The 17,668-nt window shown below is 61.4% G+C and carries 18 protein-coding genes and 1 tRNA gene; 12 read left to right on the top strand and 7 right to left on the bottom strand.

Annotation, left to right across the window (positions count from 1 at the left end):
- Window positions 1-5 precede the first annotated feature (5 nt).
- Window positions 6-236: a type II toxin-antitoxin system CcdA family antitoxin gene (locus PH551_RS04380; RefSeq protein ID WP_285191995.1), complete on the top strand. Its 231-nt coding sequence runs from the start codon at window positions 6-8 to the stop codon at window positions 234-236.
- Complete coding sequence (locus PH551_RS04385; protein WP_285191996.1) at window positions 236-535, top strand: CcdB family protein; 300 nt, start codon at window positions 236-238, stop codon at window positions 533-535. The genes PH551_RS04380 and PH551_RS04385 overlap by 1 nt, the downstream gene beginning before the upstream one ends.
- Window positions 536-539: 4 nt before the next feature.
- Here PH551_RS04385 and PH551_RS04390 read toward each other — a convergent pair whose 3' ends face one another.
- The 3 genes from PH551_RS04390 to PH551_RS04400 form a co-directional block, all read right to left on the bottom strand.
- Entirely contained in the window at window positions 540-992 is a 453-nt protein-coding gene (locus PH551_RS04390) for a GFA family protein (protein ID WP_285191997.1), read from the bottom strand.
- Window positions 993-1,065: 73 nt separating this feature from the next.
- Window positions 1,066-1,623 carry a sugar O-acetyltransferase gene (locus PH551_RS04395; protein ID WP_285191998.1) on the bottom strand — a complete coding sequence of 186 codons (558 nt, stop codon included), beginning with the start codon at window positions 1,621-1,623 and terminating at the stop codon, window positions 1,066-1,068.
- Window positions 1,624-1,634: 11 nt separating this feature from the next.
- Complete coding sequence (locus PH551_RS04400) at window positions 1,635-2,372, bottom strand: type 1 glutamine amidotransferase (protein ID WP_285191999.1); 738 nt, start codon at window positions 2,370-2,372, stop codon at window positions 1,635-1,637.
- A gap of 125 nt (window positions 2,373-2,497) precedes the next feature.
- On the opposite strand from PH551_RS04400, the gene PH551_RS04405 reads away from it, so the two are divergent.
- Entirely contained in the window at window positions 2,498-2,791 is a 294-nt protein-coding gene (locus PH551_RS04405; RefSeq protein WP_285192000.1) for an Rdx family protein, read from the top strand.
- Window positions 2,792-2,801: 10 nt separating this feature from the next.
- Here PH551_RS04405 and PH551_RS04410 read toward each other — a convergent pair whose 3' ends face one another.
- Complete coding sequence (locus PH551_RS04410) at window positions 2,802-3,218, bottom strand: BA14K family protein (RefSeq protein ID WP_285192001.1); 417 nt, start codon at window positions 3,216-3,218, stop codon at window positions 2,802-2,804.
- A gap of 168 nt (window positions 3,219-3,386) precedes the next feature.
- Between PH551_RS04410 and PH551_RS04415 the strand changes: the two genes are divergently transcribed.
- Window positions 3,387-3,471: transfer RNA gene (locus tag PH551_RS04415), tRNA-Leu, on the top strand.
- 131 nt (window positions 3,472-3,602) lie between these two features.
- Here PH551_RS04415 and PH551_RS04420 read toward each other — a convergent pair.
- The 3 genes from PH551_RS04420 to PH551_RS04430 form a co-directional block, all read right to left on the bottom strand.
- The gene (locus tag PH551_RS04420; protein ID WP_097599552.1) at window positions 3,603-3,893 is read right to left on the bottom strand and encodes a DUF982 domain-containing protein; all 291 of its coding nucleotides are present in this window, start codon (window positions 3,891-3,893) and stop codon (window positions 3,603-3,605) included.
- A gap of 181 nt (window positions 3,894-4,074) precedes the next feature.
- Window positions 4,075-4,407 (bottom strand): hypothetical protein, encoded by a 333-nt coding sequence (locus tag PH551_RS04425; protein ID WP_221114642.1) that lies wholly within the window; start codon window positions 4,405-4,407, stop codon window positions 4,075-4,077.
- A gap of 61 nt (window positions 4,408-4,468) precedes the next feature.
- Complete coding sequence (locus PH551_RS04430; protein ID WP_285192002.1) at window positions 4,469-6,112, bottom strand: GumC family protein; 1,644 nt, start codon at window positions 6,110-6,112, stop codon at window positions 4,469-4,471.
- 135 nt (window positions 6,113-6,247) lie between these two features.
- Between PH551_RS04430 and PH551_RS04435 the strand changes: the two genes are divergently transcribed.
- The 8 genes from PH551_RS04435 to PH551_RS04470 all read left to right on the top strand — a co-directional run bounded on the left by PH551_RS04435 (window position 6,248) and on the right by PH551_RS04470 (window position 17,380).
- Entirely contained in the window at window positions 6,248-7,294 is a 1,047-nt protein-coding gene (locus tag PH551_RS04435; protein ID WP_285192003.1) for a glycoside hydrolase family 5 protein, read from the top strand.
- Between the two features lie 2 nt (window positions 7,295-7,296).
- A complete protein-coding gene (locus tag PH551_RS04440; RefSeq protein ID WP_285192004.1) occupies window positions 7,297-8,577 on the top strand; it encodes a hypothetical protein in 1,281 nt (426 codons plus the stop codon).
- 55 nt (window positions 8,578-8,632) lie between these two features.
- Window positions 8,633-9,649, top strand: a complete 1,017-nt coding sequence (locus PH551_RS04445) for an acyltransferase family protein (RefSeq protein WP_285192005.1) — start codon at window positions 8,633-8,635, stop codon at window positions 9,647-9,649.
- Window positions 9,650-9,957: 308 nt separating this feature from the next.
- Entirely contained in the window at window positions 9,958-10,842 is an 885-nt protein-coding gene (purU, locus tag PH551_RS04450) for a formyltetrahydrofolate deformylase (protein ID WP_183700708.1), read from the top strand.
- 119 nt (window positions 10,843-10,961) lie between these two features.
- Window positions 10,962-13,901 carry an aminotransferase gene (locus PH551_RS04455; RefSeq protein ID WP_285192006.1) on the top strand — a complete coding sequence of 980 codons (2,940 nt, stop codon included), beginning with the start codon at window positions 10,962-10,964 and terminating at the stop codon, window positions 13,899-13,901.
- 522 nt (window positions 13,902-14,423) lie between these two features.
- Entirely contained in the window at window positions 14,424-14,618 is a 195-nt protein-coding gene (locus PH551_RS04460; RefSeq protein WP_003544544.1) for a hypothetical protein, read from the top strand.
- Window positions 14,619-14,744: 126 nt separating this feature from the next.
- Window positions 14,745-15,740, top strand: coding sequence for a P1 family peptidase (locus PH551_RS04465; RefSeq protein WP_285192010.1), 996 nt, complete (start codon window positions 14,745-14,747; stop codon window positions 15,738-15,740).
- Window positions 15,741-15,850: 110 nt separating this feature from the next.
- Complete coding sequence (locus PH551_RS04470; protein WP_285192011.1) at window positions 15,851-17,380, top strand: ABC transporter substrate-binding protein; 1,530 nt, start codon at window positions 15,851-15,853, stop codon at window positions 17,378-17,380.
- The last annotated feature ends 288 nt before the right edge of the window (window positions 17,381-17,668 follow it).

A 17,668-nucleotide genomic window follows, 5' to 3' on the forward strand; every position in this document is an offset into this window, starting at 1 on the left:
TCGTTATGGGTCATCAGGCGAGAAAAGCAGCGAACCTTTCACTCGATGAAGGCCTCGTTTCCCAGGCCCGCGAGCTCAAGATCAACATATCCAGGGCGGCGGAAGACGGTATCGCGAAAGCGATAAAGACGGAACGCGAGCGGTTGTGGCGAATCGAGAACGCCGAGGCTATCGCCGCTTCCAATGCTTATGTCGAGAAGCACGGCCTGCCGTTTCAGAAATATCGACAGTTCTGATGGCTCGGTTTCATGTCTACAATCTGATCCATAGCGATGCGCTCGCCCTCGATCTGCAGTCAGACCTACACGGCGAGCTGACGACGCGAATCATGGCACCGATGCTTCCGCTGGAAGCTCTTCCCAAGATCATGCGTCAGCTCAATCGGCAATTCGTCATCAATGACGTGCCATATGTGATGGCGACCCAGTTTATCGGTGCGGTTTCCATGAAAGAGATCGGCGTCGCAGCCGCGGATCTCACCTCCGACAGCGATCGCATCGTCGCTGCCGTCGATTTTCTTTTCCAAGGCTTCTAAGTCCTCACCCCCTGCTCATATACTCCTTCACCAACCCCTCATAGGCGTCCATCTCGGGTAGCGCTTCGTAACTATACACCGCGCCGGTTTCAGCAAACGACAGCTTCTCGCTCGTCCATGTCTCGATGAACGGCGTGAACCAGCTCGGGTCGTCGAGCATGGTGACGCGCAGATTGACGAACCAGTCCATGCCTTCTGGCCGGGTGAACATCCAGCTCATGCAGTGCGGACAGAAAAAATGCTTGGTGGCGCCGTGCAGGCCGCCGATAACAGGCTCGCCCTTGGTAACCTCGAAACCTTCGCTGGGGATGGCGGCACTCAGCGAATAGGCGCTCGCCGTCATCCTCTGGCAGCCTGTGCAATGGCAGGCCATGGCCAGCAGCGGCGGAGCGCCGATCTTCAAGCGCACCCAGCCGCAGCGGCAGCCGCCTTGCATGGGAAAATTCGGTGATGTCATGATATCTCTCCCCTTCCGTCCTCTGATCTAGAGGAGGCGGCGTCATTGTCGAGGGAGCGCACCGGTGCAAATCTCAAAAGCGGTTTATCGAACGCGCGGGATTGCCGATCACCGTTGCGCCCGCCGGCACATCCTTGGTGACGACGGCGCCCGCACCCACGATCGCACCATCGCCGATCGTCACGCCGCCGAGGATGATGGCGCCACCACCGACCCAGACATCGCTGCCGATTGCGACCGGCCGGGCGATCTCGATTCCCCTACTGCGAAGCGCCGAATCCTTGTGATGCTCGGCGCAATAAATCTGCACGCCCGGTCCGACCATGGTGCGATCGCCGATCGTCACGCTGCCGGAATCGAGGATGGCGCAGCCGGAGTTGATATAGACGCGCTCGCCGAGGGTGATGTTGATGCCGTAGGAACAATGAAACGGCGCTTCGATAAAGATATCGGGGGCGGCCCGTGCAAAAAGCACCCTGAGGGCGGGGGCTGCGGCGCCGCGCTCGTCCGGCGGCAGCGTATTGTGGGCGTGGACGGCGAGCCGCGCCTGCCGGCGAAGGTGATCGAGTTCGTCGTCAAGGCAGCAATACCACTCACCCGCCGCCATCTTCTCGCGTTCGCTTGCCGTCATCGCATCGCTCTTCAAGCCGGGACCTGCGACGGCATCTCGACCTCTTGCCGTTCGATCTGCCCGACCCAGGCGCGGGCGATGGCAAGGCCGGCGGCATCGGCAGCACCAGCATGCCGCGCAGCCAGTTCGGCATAGCTTTCCAGCCAACCAGGCGCGATGCGTTCTATCGTGTCAGGGAATTCCGCCTTCCATTGCTCAACCACCCTTCTATCAGCCTCGAAATGAAACTGCGTGCCGTATACGGCGCGGCCGATGCGGAAAGCCTGATTTTCGGCGACAGGGCTGGTCGCGAGACGAACGGCGCCTATCGGCAGGGAAAAGGTGTCGGCATGCCATTCGAAGATGGTGAATTCGCCGCCAAGCGCCGAGAGCAGCGGATCGGAGCGGCCTTCATCAGTGACGCCGATGCTGTGCCAGCCGAATTCGCGGGCGGCTCCGAGATGGTTGTCGGCGCCATAGGCGCGGGCAAGAATCTGGCTGCCGAGGCAGATGCCAAGCACGGCCTTGCCGGCATCGCCGAAGCGGCGCGCGAGCCGGGCGAGCTCCGGCAGATAGGGATGCGTCTCGTCATCCAGCGCGCTCTGCTCGCCGCCGAGAACGACCAGCGCGTCATGACCAGATATGTCCGGCGGCAGGATGCCATCCCGCCAGACCCGGAACCACTCGATCTCAGCACCCGCCTCGTCGAGCGCCGTGGCAAGCGCGCCGAGGCCGGTGTTGCGCATATTTTCGACGACTGCGACTCGCATAGGTTCTCCCCGGTGGTCGGCAGTTAGAAACCATGTCGAAGAACGGCGCGCAAGATGCTTGCGCGTGCGCGATTGCGTCTGCACGCCGCAAGCGCTTAAATCACGCCAAACGAAAGGAAAATGCCATGACCGAAAAAGCCCGCGTCTCGATCCTCTACTGCACCCAGTGCAACTGGCTGCTGCGCGCCGCCTGGATGGCGCAGGAGCTGCTCAGCACCTTTTCCGACAGTCTCGGCGAGGTGACGTTGATCCCCGGCACCGGCGGTAATTTCGAAATCCGCGTCAATGGGGATCTCATCTGGGAGCGTAAGCGCGACGGCGGCTTTCCCGGGCCGAAGGAGCTGAAGCAACGCGTCCGCGACATCATCGAGCCCGACCGCGATCTCGGCCATGTCGACCGCGTCTCGCACGAAAGCTGATGAAGCCCGCTCAGCGATAGGGCGAGCGGCAGACCCTGTAGACGCCTTCATAGGTGAGGAAGTGATCCGTCCGCGGATTATAGGAACGGTATTCATTGGTGCACCAGGCGATGTGCTTGTTCATATCCCGTGCCGGCTGCACCTGGCGCACCGGCGGCGGGTCATAGGTCAGCTGCGGCCCTCCCGCCGCGCCCGGCAGGTAATAGGTCGGCCCCGCGCCGCGCGGACGGTAATTCGGCTGGACATAAGCCGGGCGATGCCATTGCTGCGGCCCAAAACCGAAACAGCCGCGAAAATCGCAGAGCGTCGATCCCGTGTTGACCGGCCCAAGCCCAGGCTTGCCCACCTTGAGCGAATCGGCTGACGCGATCGCGGGGGAAAGAATGGCTAGAAATCCGGCAAGCAGGATGGCGCGAGGAGCAGACATGACGCATCTCCTTTGGGTGTACTTACTATATAGGACGTGCCTGCCACAGCGCCATGCCCGTCCGACAGTGCTCCTTCCGAGGTGACGCCGAGTTTTTTGCCAACTGTCAGGAAAACTTCAAAAACCCAGTTGACAGTCACGAGCCACCCCCTTACATCGCTCTCCGTCGCCCAGATGGCGGAATTGGTAGACGCGCAGGTTTCAGGTACCTGTGCCGCGAGGCGTGGAGGTTCGAGTCCTCTTCTGGGCACCATTTCCTTTTGATCGCTGCCAAGATCAAACATTCAAATCTTTCCAAAACTGCGCACTTGGCCCTGTTGACAGAGGCCATCGACCTGCTTGTCTGGATACCGGTTCCAAGAGTTGGCGCAGGTTGAAGGCCTGTCACGCCGCCATGTGGGATGTCGTCTTGCCGCTACCCGATACGACTGACAAAGCGGTAATGCCGGCTTCCCTAGCGGCGCGAAGAAGCAATTCCCTCAATTCCTCCATCCCGGCCTCTCCCGCGACGGCATCATCGCAAGCCTTCACGGCCGCGACATATTCCTCTCCATCGTCGAATGGCCAATCGATTATCAGCACTTCGGCTGCGTCTCGGAGCGTCTTGACGACCCTACGCTGACCGCCAAGAAAGAGGACAAGAGGTGCAAAATTTGGTGATGCGTTCCATTGCATGACACTTTCTCCCCAAAGGTTAGAATATTAGTAATGAAGCAAGAAGCATGCCGGGGAGCGGAAGGCGCGTTCGTTGCCCGATAGAGCAGCGCTTCATGAATGATTTGGGCAAGAAATGAAATTTTTCGGGGCTCGGGGCCAAGACGGCCGAGCTGCATGTCTCCGAGAAAGGAGATTGGCCTTACCGCACCGGCTGGTAATGGCCGCGGAGCGGAACCTTTTCGCCCATGGTGACGAAGCCGTCGCGGTCGCAGACATACATCAGCGTCGGCATGCCGCCGGAGCGGAAGATTTCGTCATAGCGGCGGCGGATCTGGACGGTCTCGGTGCGGCAATTATAGGATTCCTCTTCCTTCTTGTCCGGCTGCGCCTTGACGCCGGGAAGGCCCTTGTAGGGATAGAGGGGTTGAACAGTAGAATCCACGGATTTCGTCCAGTCGACAGCGAAGGCTGACGCCGGGGCGAGGCCGGACAGGACGCCGAGCGATATCAGAAGCATCATCAACAGCCGCATGGGAATTCTCCTGCCGGCGACAAACCGCTTCTTCCGCATGTAGGAAAATCGACGGCCCGCATCAAGCCGCTGCGGCGGGCGATTTCCTGAAATAGCCTCTGATGATGGGGTGACCGAAAAGACCGGCGAGGATGGCAAAGGCAGCGCCCAGGAAGAACCCGGCGAGGAAGCCGCCGATGATGCCGGCGACCATCAGGATCTTCTTTCCCGGGCCATCGGCCTTGACCGGTGGGTCGGCCGGAGAAATGACGCGGATGTTGCTCTGGCTGAGGTTCTGCTCCTCGCTCGTCTGGCTCGAGCGCTTGAGCACCGTTTCGTAGATATCGCGCGCGGCCGTTGCCTTGCGCTGCAATTCGTTCAGCTCCACCTGCTTGTCCGAGGTCGTCGCCTGCAGCGCCTTCTGAACGGCGAGCTCCTTGGCGACGCTGTCCTCGGCGGCCTTGGCCTGCTCGTATTCGCCCTTTGCCGAGGTGGCGAGGCGCTGCAATTCGCCCCTGATTTCGCCTGCTATGCTCTGCAGCGAGGAGCGCGCCGCCTGCAGGCGCGGATGACGCGTGCCCATCTGGCTTTCAAGGCTGCCGACGGCGGCGGCCTGGGCGGCATATTGCTGACGCAAGCTGACGAGCGGCGAGGTGACGCCGCCTTCCGCCTGGTTGCCGGCAACAATGTCTTCGACGCGCAGATTGGCGACGGCATCGGCGCGGGCCTTCGCCTGGATGGTCTTTTCCTGCGCCGTTACCAAGAGCGTGTTCAGCGAGACGAGGCGCTGGTCGGAGATCAGGTTGCCTTCGGTCGCGGCCATGTCGTTGTCGGCCCGGAAAGTTTCGACCGCCTGCTCGGCCTCCAGCACCTTCTGGCGCAGATCGGCAAGGCGTCCGTCCAGCGTCGAGGAGGTGTTTTCGTAGAGGCCGTTCGAGGCGCTGTTTTCCTCCTCGGTAAATGAGGTGACCACCTGGTTGGCAAGCTTCGCGGATTTCTCGGGGTCGTTCGTCGTCGCGGCGAGCGAAACGACATAGGTGCCGGTCTGGCGGGTGATGACAAGCGCCTTCTGCAGGGCGCCGATCACGGCCGCGCCATCCGTCCTGCCGCCGTTGAATTCCGGATCCTGGTCGAGCTTCATCGCCTCGGCGACGCGGCGCAGCACATTGCCCGAGGTCAGGATCTGCACCTGGCTGTCGATCAGCGCCGAGATCATCTCCGGCGATGGACCCGAAGATTGCGCGCCGGCCTCGGCCAGCCCGATCTGGCGCGGATCGAAATAAAGGCTGCTGACGGCGGTGAATTTCTGGCCGATCAACGGCGCCACCACGCCGCCCCCGACGGCTCCAAAGAGGGCCAACACAAACACCACCAGCCGGCGGCTCCAGATCGCCGCGATGCTGGAGCGGAGGTCGAGAAGCGCGGCGGCGGGCGCGGATGTGTTCTGCAGCGGCACATTGGCCACAGCCGGTTCTGGGGCCGCAGGCGGTTCTAGGGCCGCAGGCGGTACGGCGGCAGCGACGGGTGGCGGCTCGGATCGACGGATGTCTGCACGTGCCGACGGCGGCACGAAAGGCGGTGGGGCTGGCTTGGGCTCGGGACGGGCGAAATCATCCGGACGAATAACGGGACTGCGCGTGCGCACGCCTTCCGACGCAGTCGGAGACGGCTCGTAACTACGCCAGCCGGGCAGCCGGCTTACCCTGTTCCTGTCATGTTGACTCATACGCGCACTCGTGTCCCGCCCAGCGTGAAAGACTGAAGCCGAGGTGCTGCGACTTTAGAAATTCTTAGCTAACGGACCGTTAAGATAGGCGCAGCAACGTCGATGTTGCGATTTGCCGTGATTGCGAGGATAGCCATGAGGACGACACGACATCTGGCGCTGCTGCTTGCGGCCGCCCTTATGCCGTCGCCGGCCTTTGCGGCCGGCGCGCCGTGTTATCGCGGCGTCAATCTTTCCGGCGGCGAATATGGCGAGCGCGGCGCCATCTACGGTACGAACTACATCTATCCGAGCGAGCAGACGATCCGTTATTTCGCCGAAAAGGGCATGACGATCGTTCGGCTGCCCTTCCGCTGGGAGCGGCTGCAGCCGGCGCTCGGCGGGCGGCTGGACGAGGACGAACTCAAGCGGATCAAGGATACGGTCGGCCTGATCCGAAAGCGGGCCATGGCCGTTCTGCTCGACCCACATAATTTCGGCTATTACGATAAGGCGCAGATCGGCACCGCGCCGGCGACGGACGCTGCTTTCGCCGACTTCTGGGCAAGGCTCGCGGTCGAATTCGCCAATCAGGACGGCATTCTCTTCGGCCTGATGAACGAGCCGCACGACATCAAGGCCACCGACTGGCTCGATGCCGCCAACGCGGCGATCCGCGCTATCCGCGCCGTCGGCGCTCGCAACCTTGTCCTGGTGCCAGGCACCGCCTGGAGCGGCGCTCACAGCTGGGAAGAGGATGTGATCGGCGGTGCCAACGGTACTGTCATGCTCGGCGTGCGCGACCCGATCGATTTCTACGCTTATGAGGTCCATCAATATCTCGACGTCGATTCGTCGGGAACCCATGCCACCTGCGAAGGCGCCGCCACCGCGGTCGAGGCCATCACCGGCGTCACCGCCTGGCTGAAGCGGAACCATAAACGCGGTTTTCTTGGCGAATTCGGCGGTTCCGCCGACAAGGACTGCATGAGCGGCCTGACCAAGATCTACGCGACCATGTCCGGCAATAGCGATGTCTGGCTCGGCTGGTCCTATTGGGCGGCGGGCGAATGGTGGCCGGCGGACGAACCTTTCAACGTTCAGCCGGGCAAGGGCCCTGAGCGACCGCAGATGCGGCTTCTCGCCGCGTCGGCGAAAGCGGACGCCGGCGCCTGCACCGCCGTCAAGCCTGCGGGGAATTGAACTTGGCGACAGTCGATCAGAAGGCAGCGACTTTCACGGTGTCGGGCAACCGCCTCGACGCGGCCGGGGGGGCGTCTCGCGTCGATCATGCGGTGCTCTGGCTTGGCCTGCTTTCGATGCTCTATAACGGCATTCTTGCCTTCATCAACCACAACATCATGCCGCTGTCGATGACGCATGTCGCCGCCAGCGAAGGCCTGATTCTGGCAAGCGCGATCATCTACATCCTTCATAAGGGGATCTACGAGACGGATCTGCCGGGCTTCCTGTTCCTGCTGTTCACGCTTGTCGTGACCATCTATGTCAGCGTGCTCAACCGCATGCCGTTCGTCGATCATTTCCGCAACGTGCTGATCATCTTCTGCTTTACCGGCCTCGGCGGCTGGAGCAACGAGAGAACGATGAAGCTGGCCTTCCGCTGGGCAAGCCTTGCGGTGCTGATCTTCCTGATCTTCGAGATCATCAGTGTGCCCTTCTATGTCAGCATCGTGCATCCGTCCGATTATTTTGCCAATACGCGCGGGCTGCTGCCGCTGAGCTACAACACGACAGGCCTGTTCCAGAACGCTCTCGGCTTTCCCGAGCGCTTTTCCTTCGGCATTATCGACCATCGCTCGTCGTCAATTTTTCTCGAACAAGTGTCGCTTGCCAATTTTTGCGGCGTGATCGCGATCTACCTGATTTCCATGTGGGAAAGACTGGGGCGCTGGGACCGGCTGCTCTTCATCAGCACGGCGGTGCTGATCCTGGTGACGAACGATACGCGCACAATGCTGATCTTCTGTTTTGCCTGTATCGTCGGCTATTTCGTCTTTCCGAAGATCCCGAGGAATTTCAATCTGGCGCTGATGCCGCTGATCGTCGCCGCGGGGTTTGTCGTCTGTACCCTCAAACCCAATGCGACGGGCGACAATTTCACCGGCCGCATCAACCTGACGATGAAGAAGATCATGGAGCTCGATCCTCTCGCCGTACTCGGGCTTTCGGTCGACAGGGTCGCCGAGTTCGCCGACAGCGGTTATGTCTATCTGATCTACGCGGCGACGATCTTCGGCGTCGTCGCGCTCTGGCTATTCGTCTGCCTCTTCCCAGCCGGCCGTACGGCGGCGCAGCGGCGATGCGCCCATTCACTTTCTCTTTTCATTTTTCTGAATATGATGATCGGGGGGACCGCCGTTTTCTCGATGAAGATTGCCGGCCTCTTGTGGTTCGTCGTCGGATATATGCGCTTCCACGACAGCCCGCGCATCCGGCAGGGTCGTGCGGCAGATGTACTGAGTTGACCGTAGTGGCACGGTGGAAACCGGCGTCCGCGAGCCCGAGGAGCAAGACGCTTCGATGCTTGTCCAGCTTCAATATCTGCGCGCTGTTGCGGCGCTGATGGTCGTTTATTTCCATGCGATATTGCAGCTTGCCAAGGTCAATCCCGCCGTCGACGCCACGGCTTTTCTTTATGGCGAAACGGGCGTCGACATCTTCTTCGTGCTGAGCGGTTTCGTCATGTGGCTGACGACGAGCGGGCGCGCGATCAGCCCCAGCGATTTCGCCCGCCGCCGCATCAGGAGGATCGTCCCGCTCTATTGGCTGGCAACCTTGTTTTCGGCGGCCGTGGCGCTGGTGGCGCCTTCACTGCTGAAATCCACGGTGTTCGACCTTCCGCATCTCATCGCCTCGCTGATGTTCCTGCCATGGGCCAATGCCGCCGATCCAAGCACGATCACCCCTGTCGTCGTGCCGGGCTGGACGCTGAATTACGAAATGTTCTTCTATTTTGTGTTTGCGTTGCTGCTGCCGCTGTCGGAAGCCCGCCGGATTCCAGCGATGTTCGCCGTCTTTGCCGTGATCCTGATTGCCTGCCGGCTGCTGCCGGAAACGACGGCCACCCGGTTCTACGGTCAGCCGATCATGTTGGAGTTCCTCGCGGGCGTCGCGCTCGGCTGGCTTTACGGGCAGAAGGTGCTTCTGCCGAACCGCTGGGCATGGGCGGCACTGGCCACGGGTTTTGTGTTCCTCTTCGTCAACGAAGCGCTGATGCCGCCGGAGAGCCGGTTCTACGCCTGGGGAATCCCGGCGATCTTCATCATCTACGGGGCAGTTTCCATCGACTTTTCCCGGTTGCCGGTTCTGGCATGGCTGAACTATCTCGGCGACTGCTCCTACAGCATCTACATCACCCACGCCTTCACACTCGCTTTCCTGAGGGTGGCTTCGGACCGCCTGCCGATCGGCATCCTGCAGCAGCCGCTGCTCTTCGTGGTCCTGGCGCTGGTGCTTTCGTCGGTCGGCGGCGCAATCGTCCACGAAATCACCACGCCGCGCCGGAAAGTGGCGGCCGTGAGCCGTCCGCCGGCCTAACCCATCGGATTCACTTCCCGTCCTTCACATCCTTGGTTTCCCGCCTCTCGATGTCGCAAATTGCTCATCAGCTTTCAGCGACATGCTTTAGTTTCATTCACTGAAGGCGAGAATACACATCCGTGCGGCGCTGGCGGCACAGCGTTTTGAGCAACTTCTCCTAAGCTGATGTCGCCATGAGAGAACTTGCAGGAACGTGATGGTTTATCTTGCAATTTGTCGCATAAATGAAAGTGCGCCGGCCTATTCGCGGCACGGGCTTTGATCTAAGCACGGGCTGCGGCCTCCAAGAGGGAAGAGGGAGAGACATGAAAAGCTATGTATTGACGGTATCCTGCAAGTCGACGCGCGGCATCGTCGCAGCGATTTCGAGCTATCTGGCCGAGAAGGGTTGCAACATCATCGACTCCAGCCAGTTCGACGATCTCGATACCGGCAGGTTCTTCATGCGCGTCAGCTTCATTTCCGAGGAAGGACTTTCCGGCTCGGCGATCAGCGCCGATTTTGCCGCCGTCGCCGCGCCGTTCGAGATGGAATACGACTTCCACGACAGCGAGAGCCGCATGAAGGTGCTGTTGATGGTGTCGCGCTTCGGCCATTGTCTCAACGACCTGCTCTACCGCTGGAAGATCGGCGCCCTGCCGATCGACATCGTCGGCGTCGTCTCCAACCATTTCGACTACCAGAAGGTTGTGGTCAATCACGACATCCCCTTCCACCACATCAAGGTGACCAAGGAGAACAAGCCGCAGGCCGAAGCCCAGCTCGTCGACCTCGTCGAGCAGACCGGCACCGAGCTGATCGTGCTTGCCCGCTACATGCAGGTCCTCTCCGACCAGCTCTGCAAGCAGATGTCGGGCAAGATCATCAACATCCACCACTCCTTCCTGCCGAGCTTCAAGGGCGCCAACCCCTACAAGCAGGCCTATCAGCGCGGCGTCAAGCTGATCGGCGCGACCGCCCATTACGTCACCGCCGATCTCGACGAAGGCCCGATCATCGAGCAGGACACCGCCCGCATCACCCATGCGCAGTCGCCCGACGACTATGTCTCGATCGGCCGCGACGTCGAAAGCCAGGTGCTGGCGCGCGCCATCCACGCCCATATCCATCACCGCACCTTCATCAACGGCAATCGCACAGTCGTCTTCCCGGCCAGCCCCGGAAGCTACGCCTCAGAACGCATGGGGTGAGTCGGCCGAGGCCGCGCATCTCTTTTGCTGGCGGACAACAATCTCCCGTTGCCTGCCAGCGGCAAGTATTTGATTATCGCGCCTAAGGGGTAATCGAATCATGCTGCGGGAGGGGTGTCATGACCGACGAGGCGCTTGTTGATCGCATGACGCTGCCGCGTCCCGACGTTACCGTTGCTGACGCAGAAGAAATCCTTCTTGCCCATTATAGCCTATCCGGCATTCTCTCCGAACTCGGCAGCCAGCAGGATCGGAACTACCGCCTCGACAGTGATCGCGGTCGATACGTCCTGAAGATCTGCCACGCCGCCTACGAGGCCCGCGAGCTTGAGGCGCAGAATGCCGCGCTCCATCATCTCAAGAGCCGGCAGGACGCGCCACGTGTTCCGAAGGTGATCGCCACGAATGACGGGCGGGAAATTGTCGTCCTTACGGTGCGCGGGCGGGACTATCAGGTCCGGCTGCTGGAATATCTGGAAGGCCAGGGACTGACGGAGATGAGATATCTGGCGCCGGCGTCCGTCGCGGCGCTTGGCGCGCTCTGCGCGAGACTGGCGCAGGCGCTTGCCGATTTCGACCATCCCGGCCTCGACCGTAGCCTGCAGTGGGATTTGCGACGCGCCGGCCCTGTCGCCGTACAGCTGCTATCCGCCATCACCGACAGCGCCGCCCGCGACCGGATCGCGAAAACCATGGTGGTGGCCGTTCGCCGGATCCAGCCCTTGGCGCCGTCGCTTCGGCTTCAGGCCGTCCATCACGACGTCACCGGCGACAACGTCGTCGGCCATCGCGACGCCCGTGGCCACACGATCCCTGATGGCGTGATCGATTTCGGCGACATCATCCGCGGCTGGCTGGTCGGCGATCTTGCCGTCACCTGCGCTTCGCTGCTGCATCAGGCGAATGGCGATCCCTTTCATATCCTGCCCGCCGTCACCGCCTATCAGGCGATCTATCCGCTGACCGACGAAGAACTGAAAGCACTGTGGCCGTTGATCGTCGCACGCGCGGCCATCCTCGTCGCCAGCAGCGAACAGCAGATGTCGATCGATCCCGATAACGATTATGTCCGCAGCAATCTCGACCTCGAGCGGGCGATCTTCGATACGGCAATGTCGGTTCCTTTCGAACTCATGGAAGCTGCGATCCTCAGGGCCGCAGGCGCTGATGTCGCCGCCCCGTCGGCATCAGAATGGCTTCCCTTGCTGCCCGATATCGACCCCACCACGATCGCCTATGTCGACCTTGGCGTAGGAAGTGCGCATTTTTCCGCAGGCAACTGGCTGGACGCCGACATGGACTGGCGGCTGCTTGCCCGGGCTGCAACCGAAAACGGGACGGCGGCGACGCGCTATGGTGAATATCGGCTTTCCCGCGCTGCCCTCGGAAACACGAGGGCACAGGCGACCTTCGCCCTGCATGTCGACATCTGCCTTGCGGCAGGAAGCGCGGTCGCGGCGCCCTTTGCCGGCCGCATCGGCTGGAAGGACCACCATCTGACACTGACGGACGACAGCATGACCTTGCACCTCGATGGGCTCGACCCCTTTATCGAGGGTGGGGTCGAGGATGGCGCCGTGCTTGCCGCCGGCGATCCGCTCGGTTCGGTTTTCGGAGAGACTTCGTCGCTCGGTGGCCTGCGCCTCCAGCTCTGCAGCGTCGTGGGCCTCGAACCGCCGCTCTTTTCCACGCCGCGCGAGGCAGCCGCCTGGTCGGTGCTCTGCCCTTCGCCTTCATCCCTTCTCAGCCCGGGAGCGGATGCGCCGCAACCGGAGACCGCCGAACTGCTCGTCAGGCGGCAGGCCCATCTTGCCGGCGCCCAGAAGAACTATTATGCCGCGCCGCCGCAGATCGAGCGCGGCTGGAGGGAACATCTGTTCGATGTCGAGGGCCGCGCCTACCTCGACATGGTCAACAATGTCACGATTGTCGGCCACGGCCATCGCAGACTGGCGGCGGCAATCAACGCCCAATGGCTGCGGCTCAATACGAATTCGCGCTTCCACTATGCGGCGATTGCGGAGTTTTCCGAGCGTCTCGCGGCGCTCGCGCCTGATGGCCTCGACGCGGTCTTCCTCGTCAACAGCGGCTCCGAGGCGAACGATCTGGCGATTCAACTGGCACAGGCCCATAGCGGCGCCCGCAACATGCTCTGCCTGCTCGAAGCCTATCATGGCTGGTCGGCGGCGAGCGACGCCGTCTCCACTTCGATCGCCGACAATCCGCTGGCGCTGACCACCCGACCGGATTGGGTGCATGCGGCCGTTTCGCCGAATACCTATCGCGGTGCGTTTCGCGGACCCGACACGGCGGCGAGCTACCTGGCCGCCGTCAAGCGGATGCTCGAGACGATCGACGCCGGCGGCCAGGGCCTCGCCGGCTTCATATGCGAATCGATTTACGGCAATGCCGGCGGCATTCCGTTGCCGGAAGGGTACCTGAAGGAGATCTACGCCGAGGTGCGCGCCCGCGGCGGGCTCTGCATCGCCGACGAGGTGCAGGTCGGTTACGGCAGGCTCGGCCATTATTTCTGGGGCTTCGAACAGCAAGGGGTCGTGCCCGATATCATCACTATCGCCAAGGGCATGGGCAATGGCCATCCGCTCGGCGCCGTCATCACCAGACGGGAGATTGCGCAGTCGCTGGAGAAGCAAGGGCCTTTCTTCTCCTCCACCGGCGGCAGCCCGGTCAGCTGCGTCGCCGGCATGACGGTGCTCGATATCATGGCTGAGGAGAAGCTGCAGGAAAATGTCCGCACGGTCGGCGATCATCTGAAGGCTCGGCTTGCCGCGCTGATCGATCGGCACGCGATCGCCGGCGCCGTCCACGGCATGGGTCTCTATCTCGGCCTGGAATTCGTCCGCGACAGAACGACGCTTGAGCCGGCGACGGAAGAGACGGCGGCGATCTGCGACCGGCTTCTCGAGCTCGGTATCGTCATGCAGCCGACCGGCGATCACCAAAATGTGCTGAAGATCAAGCCGCCGCTCTGCCTCAGTATCGAAAGCGCGGATTTCTTCGCAGACATGCTGGAAAAGGTGCTCCAGGAAGGCTGGTGATCCATGCTTTCGGACGTTAACCAAATCGGTCATTTCGAGGCATCTCGATTTTTAACGATGAGGCCCATTGCCGGAATCAGACAGACTTCCTATTTCTGCTGCGGCGATCGAAAGAGTTTCGATTCTGTCATGCGAATTTTACGAAGAGCTGATATGTTTCCTTCTGTAAGTTCGTGCCAGGATGGAATAAATTTTTTCGGATCGTCGATATTTTGACACGTTTCGGAATATGTTTCCGACAGGCTGTCGAGTAATCTCTACTAAGTTAGTAGATATTGAAGACAGCAATCACCGGCCCCGGGGCTCTTCCGGGACCATCGAGCGCAACGCCAACGAAAGGAACGAGACATGATAGACATCGAAATTCTCGCCACTCTCCTTGGGCGATCTGTGCTTGGCAATGACCGTCCGGGCGCCCTCTCCCGCCCGAACTGTCGAATGTGACGTTCGTCCTCCTTTCAACGGTACCAGACAAGTCAATTCGCCATGGCTGCGCATGCCCGCGCGGCAGGAGTTCTATCTATGAAGAAGCAAGTTATCGAATATGCAGGCGTTCCCGTCGGCATCGTTATCCCCGACGAAGATCGGCTGAAGTTCATCGCCGTGAAATTCCATGTCCACGACCTCGATGAGCAGCGGTTCGGTTCGCCCGACGAGGTGCGGCTGGCCATCCACGACCTGATGACCCGCCGTCATCCGAAGCCGCTTCATGCCTGACGGCATGCGGCCGCTACCGGCCTTCGCGGCTTTTCCGATGTGACCGGTCCTGCCAGAAGGGCCGGTCTTGTTTTTTGAGGGCAATTGCAGTCCTATCGGCCGTATCAGCGCCACCAGGACCAGCCCTTGCCCGATCTTATCAATCTGCTCACCGACATCGAAGGCGTTTCCGTCGGCCATGCGACCGACCTCGTGCTGGGATCCGGCGTCACGGTCATCGTCTTCGACGAGCCGGCGGTTGCCTCCGGCGCAGTGCTCGGCGGCGCGCCGGGCGGACGTGACACCGGCCTGCTCGACCCGTCGATGACCGTCAGTGCCGTCGATGCCTTCGTGCTCTCGGGCGGCTCGGCCTTCGGGCTCGATGCGGCCGGCGGCGTGCAGGCCGGCTTGCGCGAAGCCGGCCGCGGCTTTGCAGTCGGGCCAGTGAGGATTCCGATCGTGCCGCAAGCGATCCTGATGGACCTGCTGAACGGGGGCGACAAGGATTGGGGCCTTCACTCCCCCTATCGTGAGATGGGTTATGCGGCATTGAAGGCCGCGACCAAGGGTGAATTTGCGCTCGGCACCGCCGGCGCCGGCACAGGGGCGACGACGGCCACTTTCAAGGGTGGGCTCGGCTCGGCCAGTGCCGTCAGCAGCGCCGGTCACCGCATCGGTGCGATCGTCGCCGTCAATGCGCTCGGTTCGGCAACGATTGCCGACGGGCCGCATTTCTGGGCGGCACCCTTCGAGAAAGACGGCGAGTTCGGCGGGCTCGGCATGCCTGCGACGACCGATCACCGGATGCGGCTCAAGGGAATGAGCACGCCGGCAACGACGATCGGCGCTGTCGTGACCGACGCGCAGCTGACGAAGGCGGAAGCGCATCGGCTTTCACTTGCCGGTCATGACGGCCTTGCCCGGGCGCTGCTGCCGGCACATCTGCCGCTCGACGGCGATACCGTCTTTGCCGCTTCGACCGCCAAACATTTGAGAAACGACATGGCAAGCCTCATGGAACTTTGCCACCTTGCCGCTATTGTCATGGCGCGGGCAATCGCGCGCGGCGTCTATATGGCAAGCGCCCTTCCGGCCGAAGGCGGACAAACAGCATGGCGAGACCGCTATGCTGAACGCCATTGATTGAATAGGGTCGCAACCTGATAGAATGGCGGAGACACGTGAATGCAGATCCTGGCGCTGATGTATTTTCGACGAGCTGGTGAGAACCGAATCATGTGCCGGGGGATATGATGAACAAGGTTTCGTTTGCGTCTTCGGGGCGCTTCATCAAGCGGCTTTCCCTCGGTGCTGCGTTGTCGGCCGGTCTCGTAGTGACGGCAATGACACCGGCAGAAGCGGCCAAGACCGCCCTCAATCTCGGCATGAGCGTCGAACCAACCGGCCTCGACCCGACGATCGCCGCACCGGTCGCGATCGGCCAGGTCACCTGGCAGAATGTGTTCGAGGGGCTGGTGACGATTGATCAGACCGGCAAGGTCCAGCCGCAGCTGGCGAAAAGCTGGGAAATCTCGGCCGATGGCTTGATCTATACCTTCAAGCTGCGGACCGGCGTCAAATTTCATGACGGCGAAGCATTCGATGCCGCTGCCGCCAAGTTTTCGCTGGACCGCGCCCGCGGGGCGGATTCGGTAAACCCGCAGAAGCGCTTCTTCGCCTCGATCGCCTCGATAGACACGCCAGACGCCGAAACGCTGGTGCTGCATCTCTCGGCGCCGACCGGCAGCCTGATCTACTGGCTCGGCTGGCCGGCATCCGTCATGGTCGCCCCGAAGACGGCCGATAACGACAAAGTGACGCCGATCGGCACCGGTCCCTTCAAATTTGCCAGCTGGACGAAGGGCGACAGGGTCGAACTCGTCAGGAATGGCGACTACTGGAACAAGGATGCGGTTGCCAAGCTCGAGAAGGTGACCTTCCGCTTCATCGCCGATCCGCAGGCGCAGGCAGCCGCGCTGAAATCCGGCGATCTCGACGCCTTTCCGGAATTTGCCGCACCCGAGCTGATGAGTTCCTTCGACGGCGACACCAGACTCATCACCAAGGTCGGCAATACCGAACTCAAGGTCGTCGCCGGCATGAACAATGAGAAGAAGCCCTTCGACGACAAGCGCGTCCGCCAGGCGCTGATGATGGCGATCGACCGCCAGACGGTGATTGAGGGGGCGTGGTCCGGCCTCGGCACGCCGATCGGCAGCCACTACACGCCGAACGATCCGGGCTACAAGGACATGACCGGCGTGCTGCCCTATGATGTCGAAAAGGCAAAGGCGCTGCTTACTGAGGCCGGCTACCCCAATGGCTTCACCTTCACGATCAAATCGCCGCAGATGGCCTATGCGCCGCGCAGCGCCCAGGTGATGCAGGCGATGTTTGCCGAGATCGGCGTGACAATGAACATCGAGCCGACGGAATTCCCGGCGAAATGGGTTCAGGACGTTATGAAGGATCGCAATTTCGACATGACGATCGTCGCCCATGCCGAACCGCTCGACATCGACATCTATGCGCGCGATCCTTATTATTTCAATTACAGGAACCCGGCCTTCGACGCGCTGATGAAGAAGGTCCAGGAGACCGCCGATCCTGCCGCGCAGAATGCAATCTATGGCGAGGCGCAGAAGATTCTGGCCGAAGACGTGCCGGCGCTCTACCTTTTCGTCATGCCGAAACTCGGTGTCTGGGACAGGAAGTTGAAGGGGCTATGGGAGAACGAGCCGATTCCCTCCAATGTGCTTTCCGGTGTTTCCTGGGACGAGTGAGCGGTAGGCTCGGTAGGGGTGTGATGAGGTGATGGCCTTGGAGAGATCCGATATACATTTGGCCGATATGGCACGCAGCCCTCACCCTCCCTCACCAGGCCAGTTCAGTCCGGGCCGGCATTGTTTGGTTTTGTTGACGTATGGTATTCCTGGCATGGGCATCTGCGCGCTGATTGCCTCCTCCCGCCAGCCCAACGCTCCGTCATGCTCGGGCTTGACCCGAGCATCCACACCACATCCATCAACAGCAGTGGCATGGATCCCAGGCTCAAGGTCTGGGACGGAAAG

The sequence above is a fragment of the Rhizobium atlanticum genome, assembly GCF_030182485.1.
In the GTDB taxonomy this organism is placed as follows: Bacteria; Pseudomonadota; Alphaproteobacteria; order Rhizobiales; family Rhizobiaceae; genus Rhizobium.

What these genes read in the sequence shown, in the direction of transcription:
- PH551_RS04380 (WP_285191995.1), top strand. Translation starts at nt 6, where the DNA reads ATGGGTCATCAGGCGAGAAAAGCAGCGAACCTTTCACTCGATGAAGGC.
- PH551_RS04385 (WP_285191996.1), top strand. Translation starts at nt 236, where the DNA reads ATGGCTCGGTTTCATGTCTACAATCTGATCCATAGCGATGCGCTCGCC.
- PH551_RS04390 (WP_285191997.1), bottom strand. Translation starts at nt 992, where the DNA reads ATGACATCACCGAATTTTCCCATGCAAGGCGGCTGCCGCTGCGGCTGG.
- PH551_RS04395 (WP_285191998.1), bottom strand. Translation starts at nt 1,623, where the DNA reads ATGACGGCAAGCGAACGCGAGAAGATGGCGGCGGGTGAGTGGTATTGC.
- PH551_RS04400 (WP_285191999.1), bottom strand. Translation starts at nt 2,372, where the DNA reads ATGCGAGTCGCAGTCGTCGAAAATATGCGCAACACCGGCCTCGGCGCG.
- PH551_RS04405 (WP_285192000.1), top strand. Translation starts at nt 2,498, where the DNA reads ATGACCGAAAAAGCCCGCGTCTCGATCCTCTACTGCACCCAGTGCAAC.
- PH551_RS04410 (WP_285192001.1), bottom strand. Translation starts at nt 3,218, where the DNA reads ATGTCTGCTCCTCGCGCCATCCTGCTTGCCGGATTTCTAGCCATTCTT.
- PH551_RS04420 (WP_097599552.1), bottom strand. Translation starts at nt 3,893, where the DNA reads ATGCAATGGAACGCATCACCAAATTTTGCACCTCTTGTCCTCTTTCTT.
- PH551_RS04425 (WP_221114642.1), bottom strand. Translation starts at nt 4,407, where the DNA reads ATGCGGCTGTTGATGATGCTTCTGATATCGCTCGGCGTCCTGTCCGGC.
- PH551_RS04430 (WP_285192002.1), bottom strand. Translation starts at nt 6,112, where the DNA reads ATGAGTCAACATGACAGGAACAGGGTAAGCCGGCTGCCCGGCTGGCGT.
- PH551_RS04435 (WP_285192003.1), top strand. Translation starts at nt 6,248, where the DNA reads ATGAGGACGACACGACATCTGGCGCTGCTGCTTGCGGCCGCCCTTATG.
- PH551_RS04445 (WP_285192005.1), top strand. Translation starts at nt 8,633, where the DNA reads ATGCTTGTCCAGCTTCAATATCTGCGCGCTGTTGCGGCGCTGATGGTC.
- purU (WP_183700708.1), top strand. Translation starts at nt 9,958, where the DNA reads ATGAAAAGCTATGTATTGACGGTATCCTGCAAGTCGACGCGCGGCATC.
- PH551_RS04455 (WP_285192006.1), top strand. Translation starts at nt 10,962, where the DNA reads ATGACCGACGAGGCGCTTGTTGATCGCATGACGCTGCCGCGTCCCGAC.
- PH551_RS04460 (WP_003544544.1), top strand. Translation starts at nt 14,424, where the DNA reads ATGAAGAAGCAAGTTATCGAATATGCAGGCGTTCCCGTCGGCATCGTT.
- PH551_RS04470 (WP_285192011.1), top strand. Translation starts at nt 15,851, where the DNA reads ATGAACAAGGTTTCGTTTGCGTCTTCGGGGCGCTTCATCAAGCGGCTT.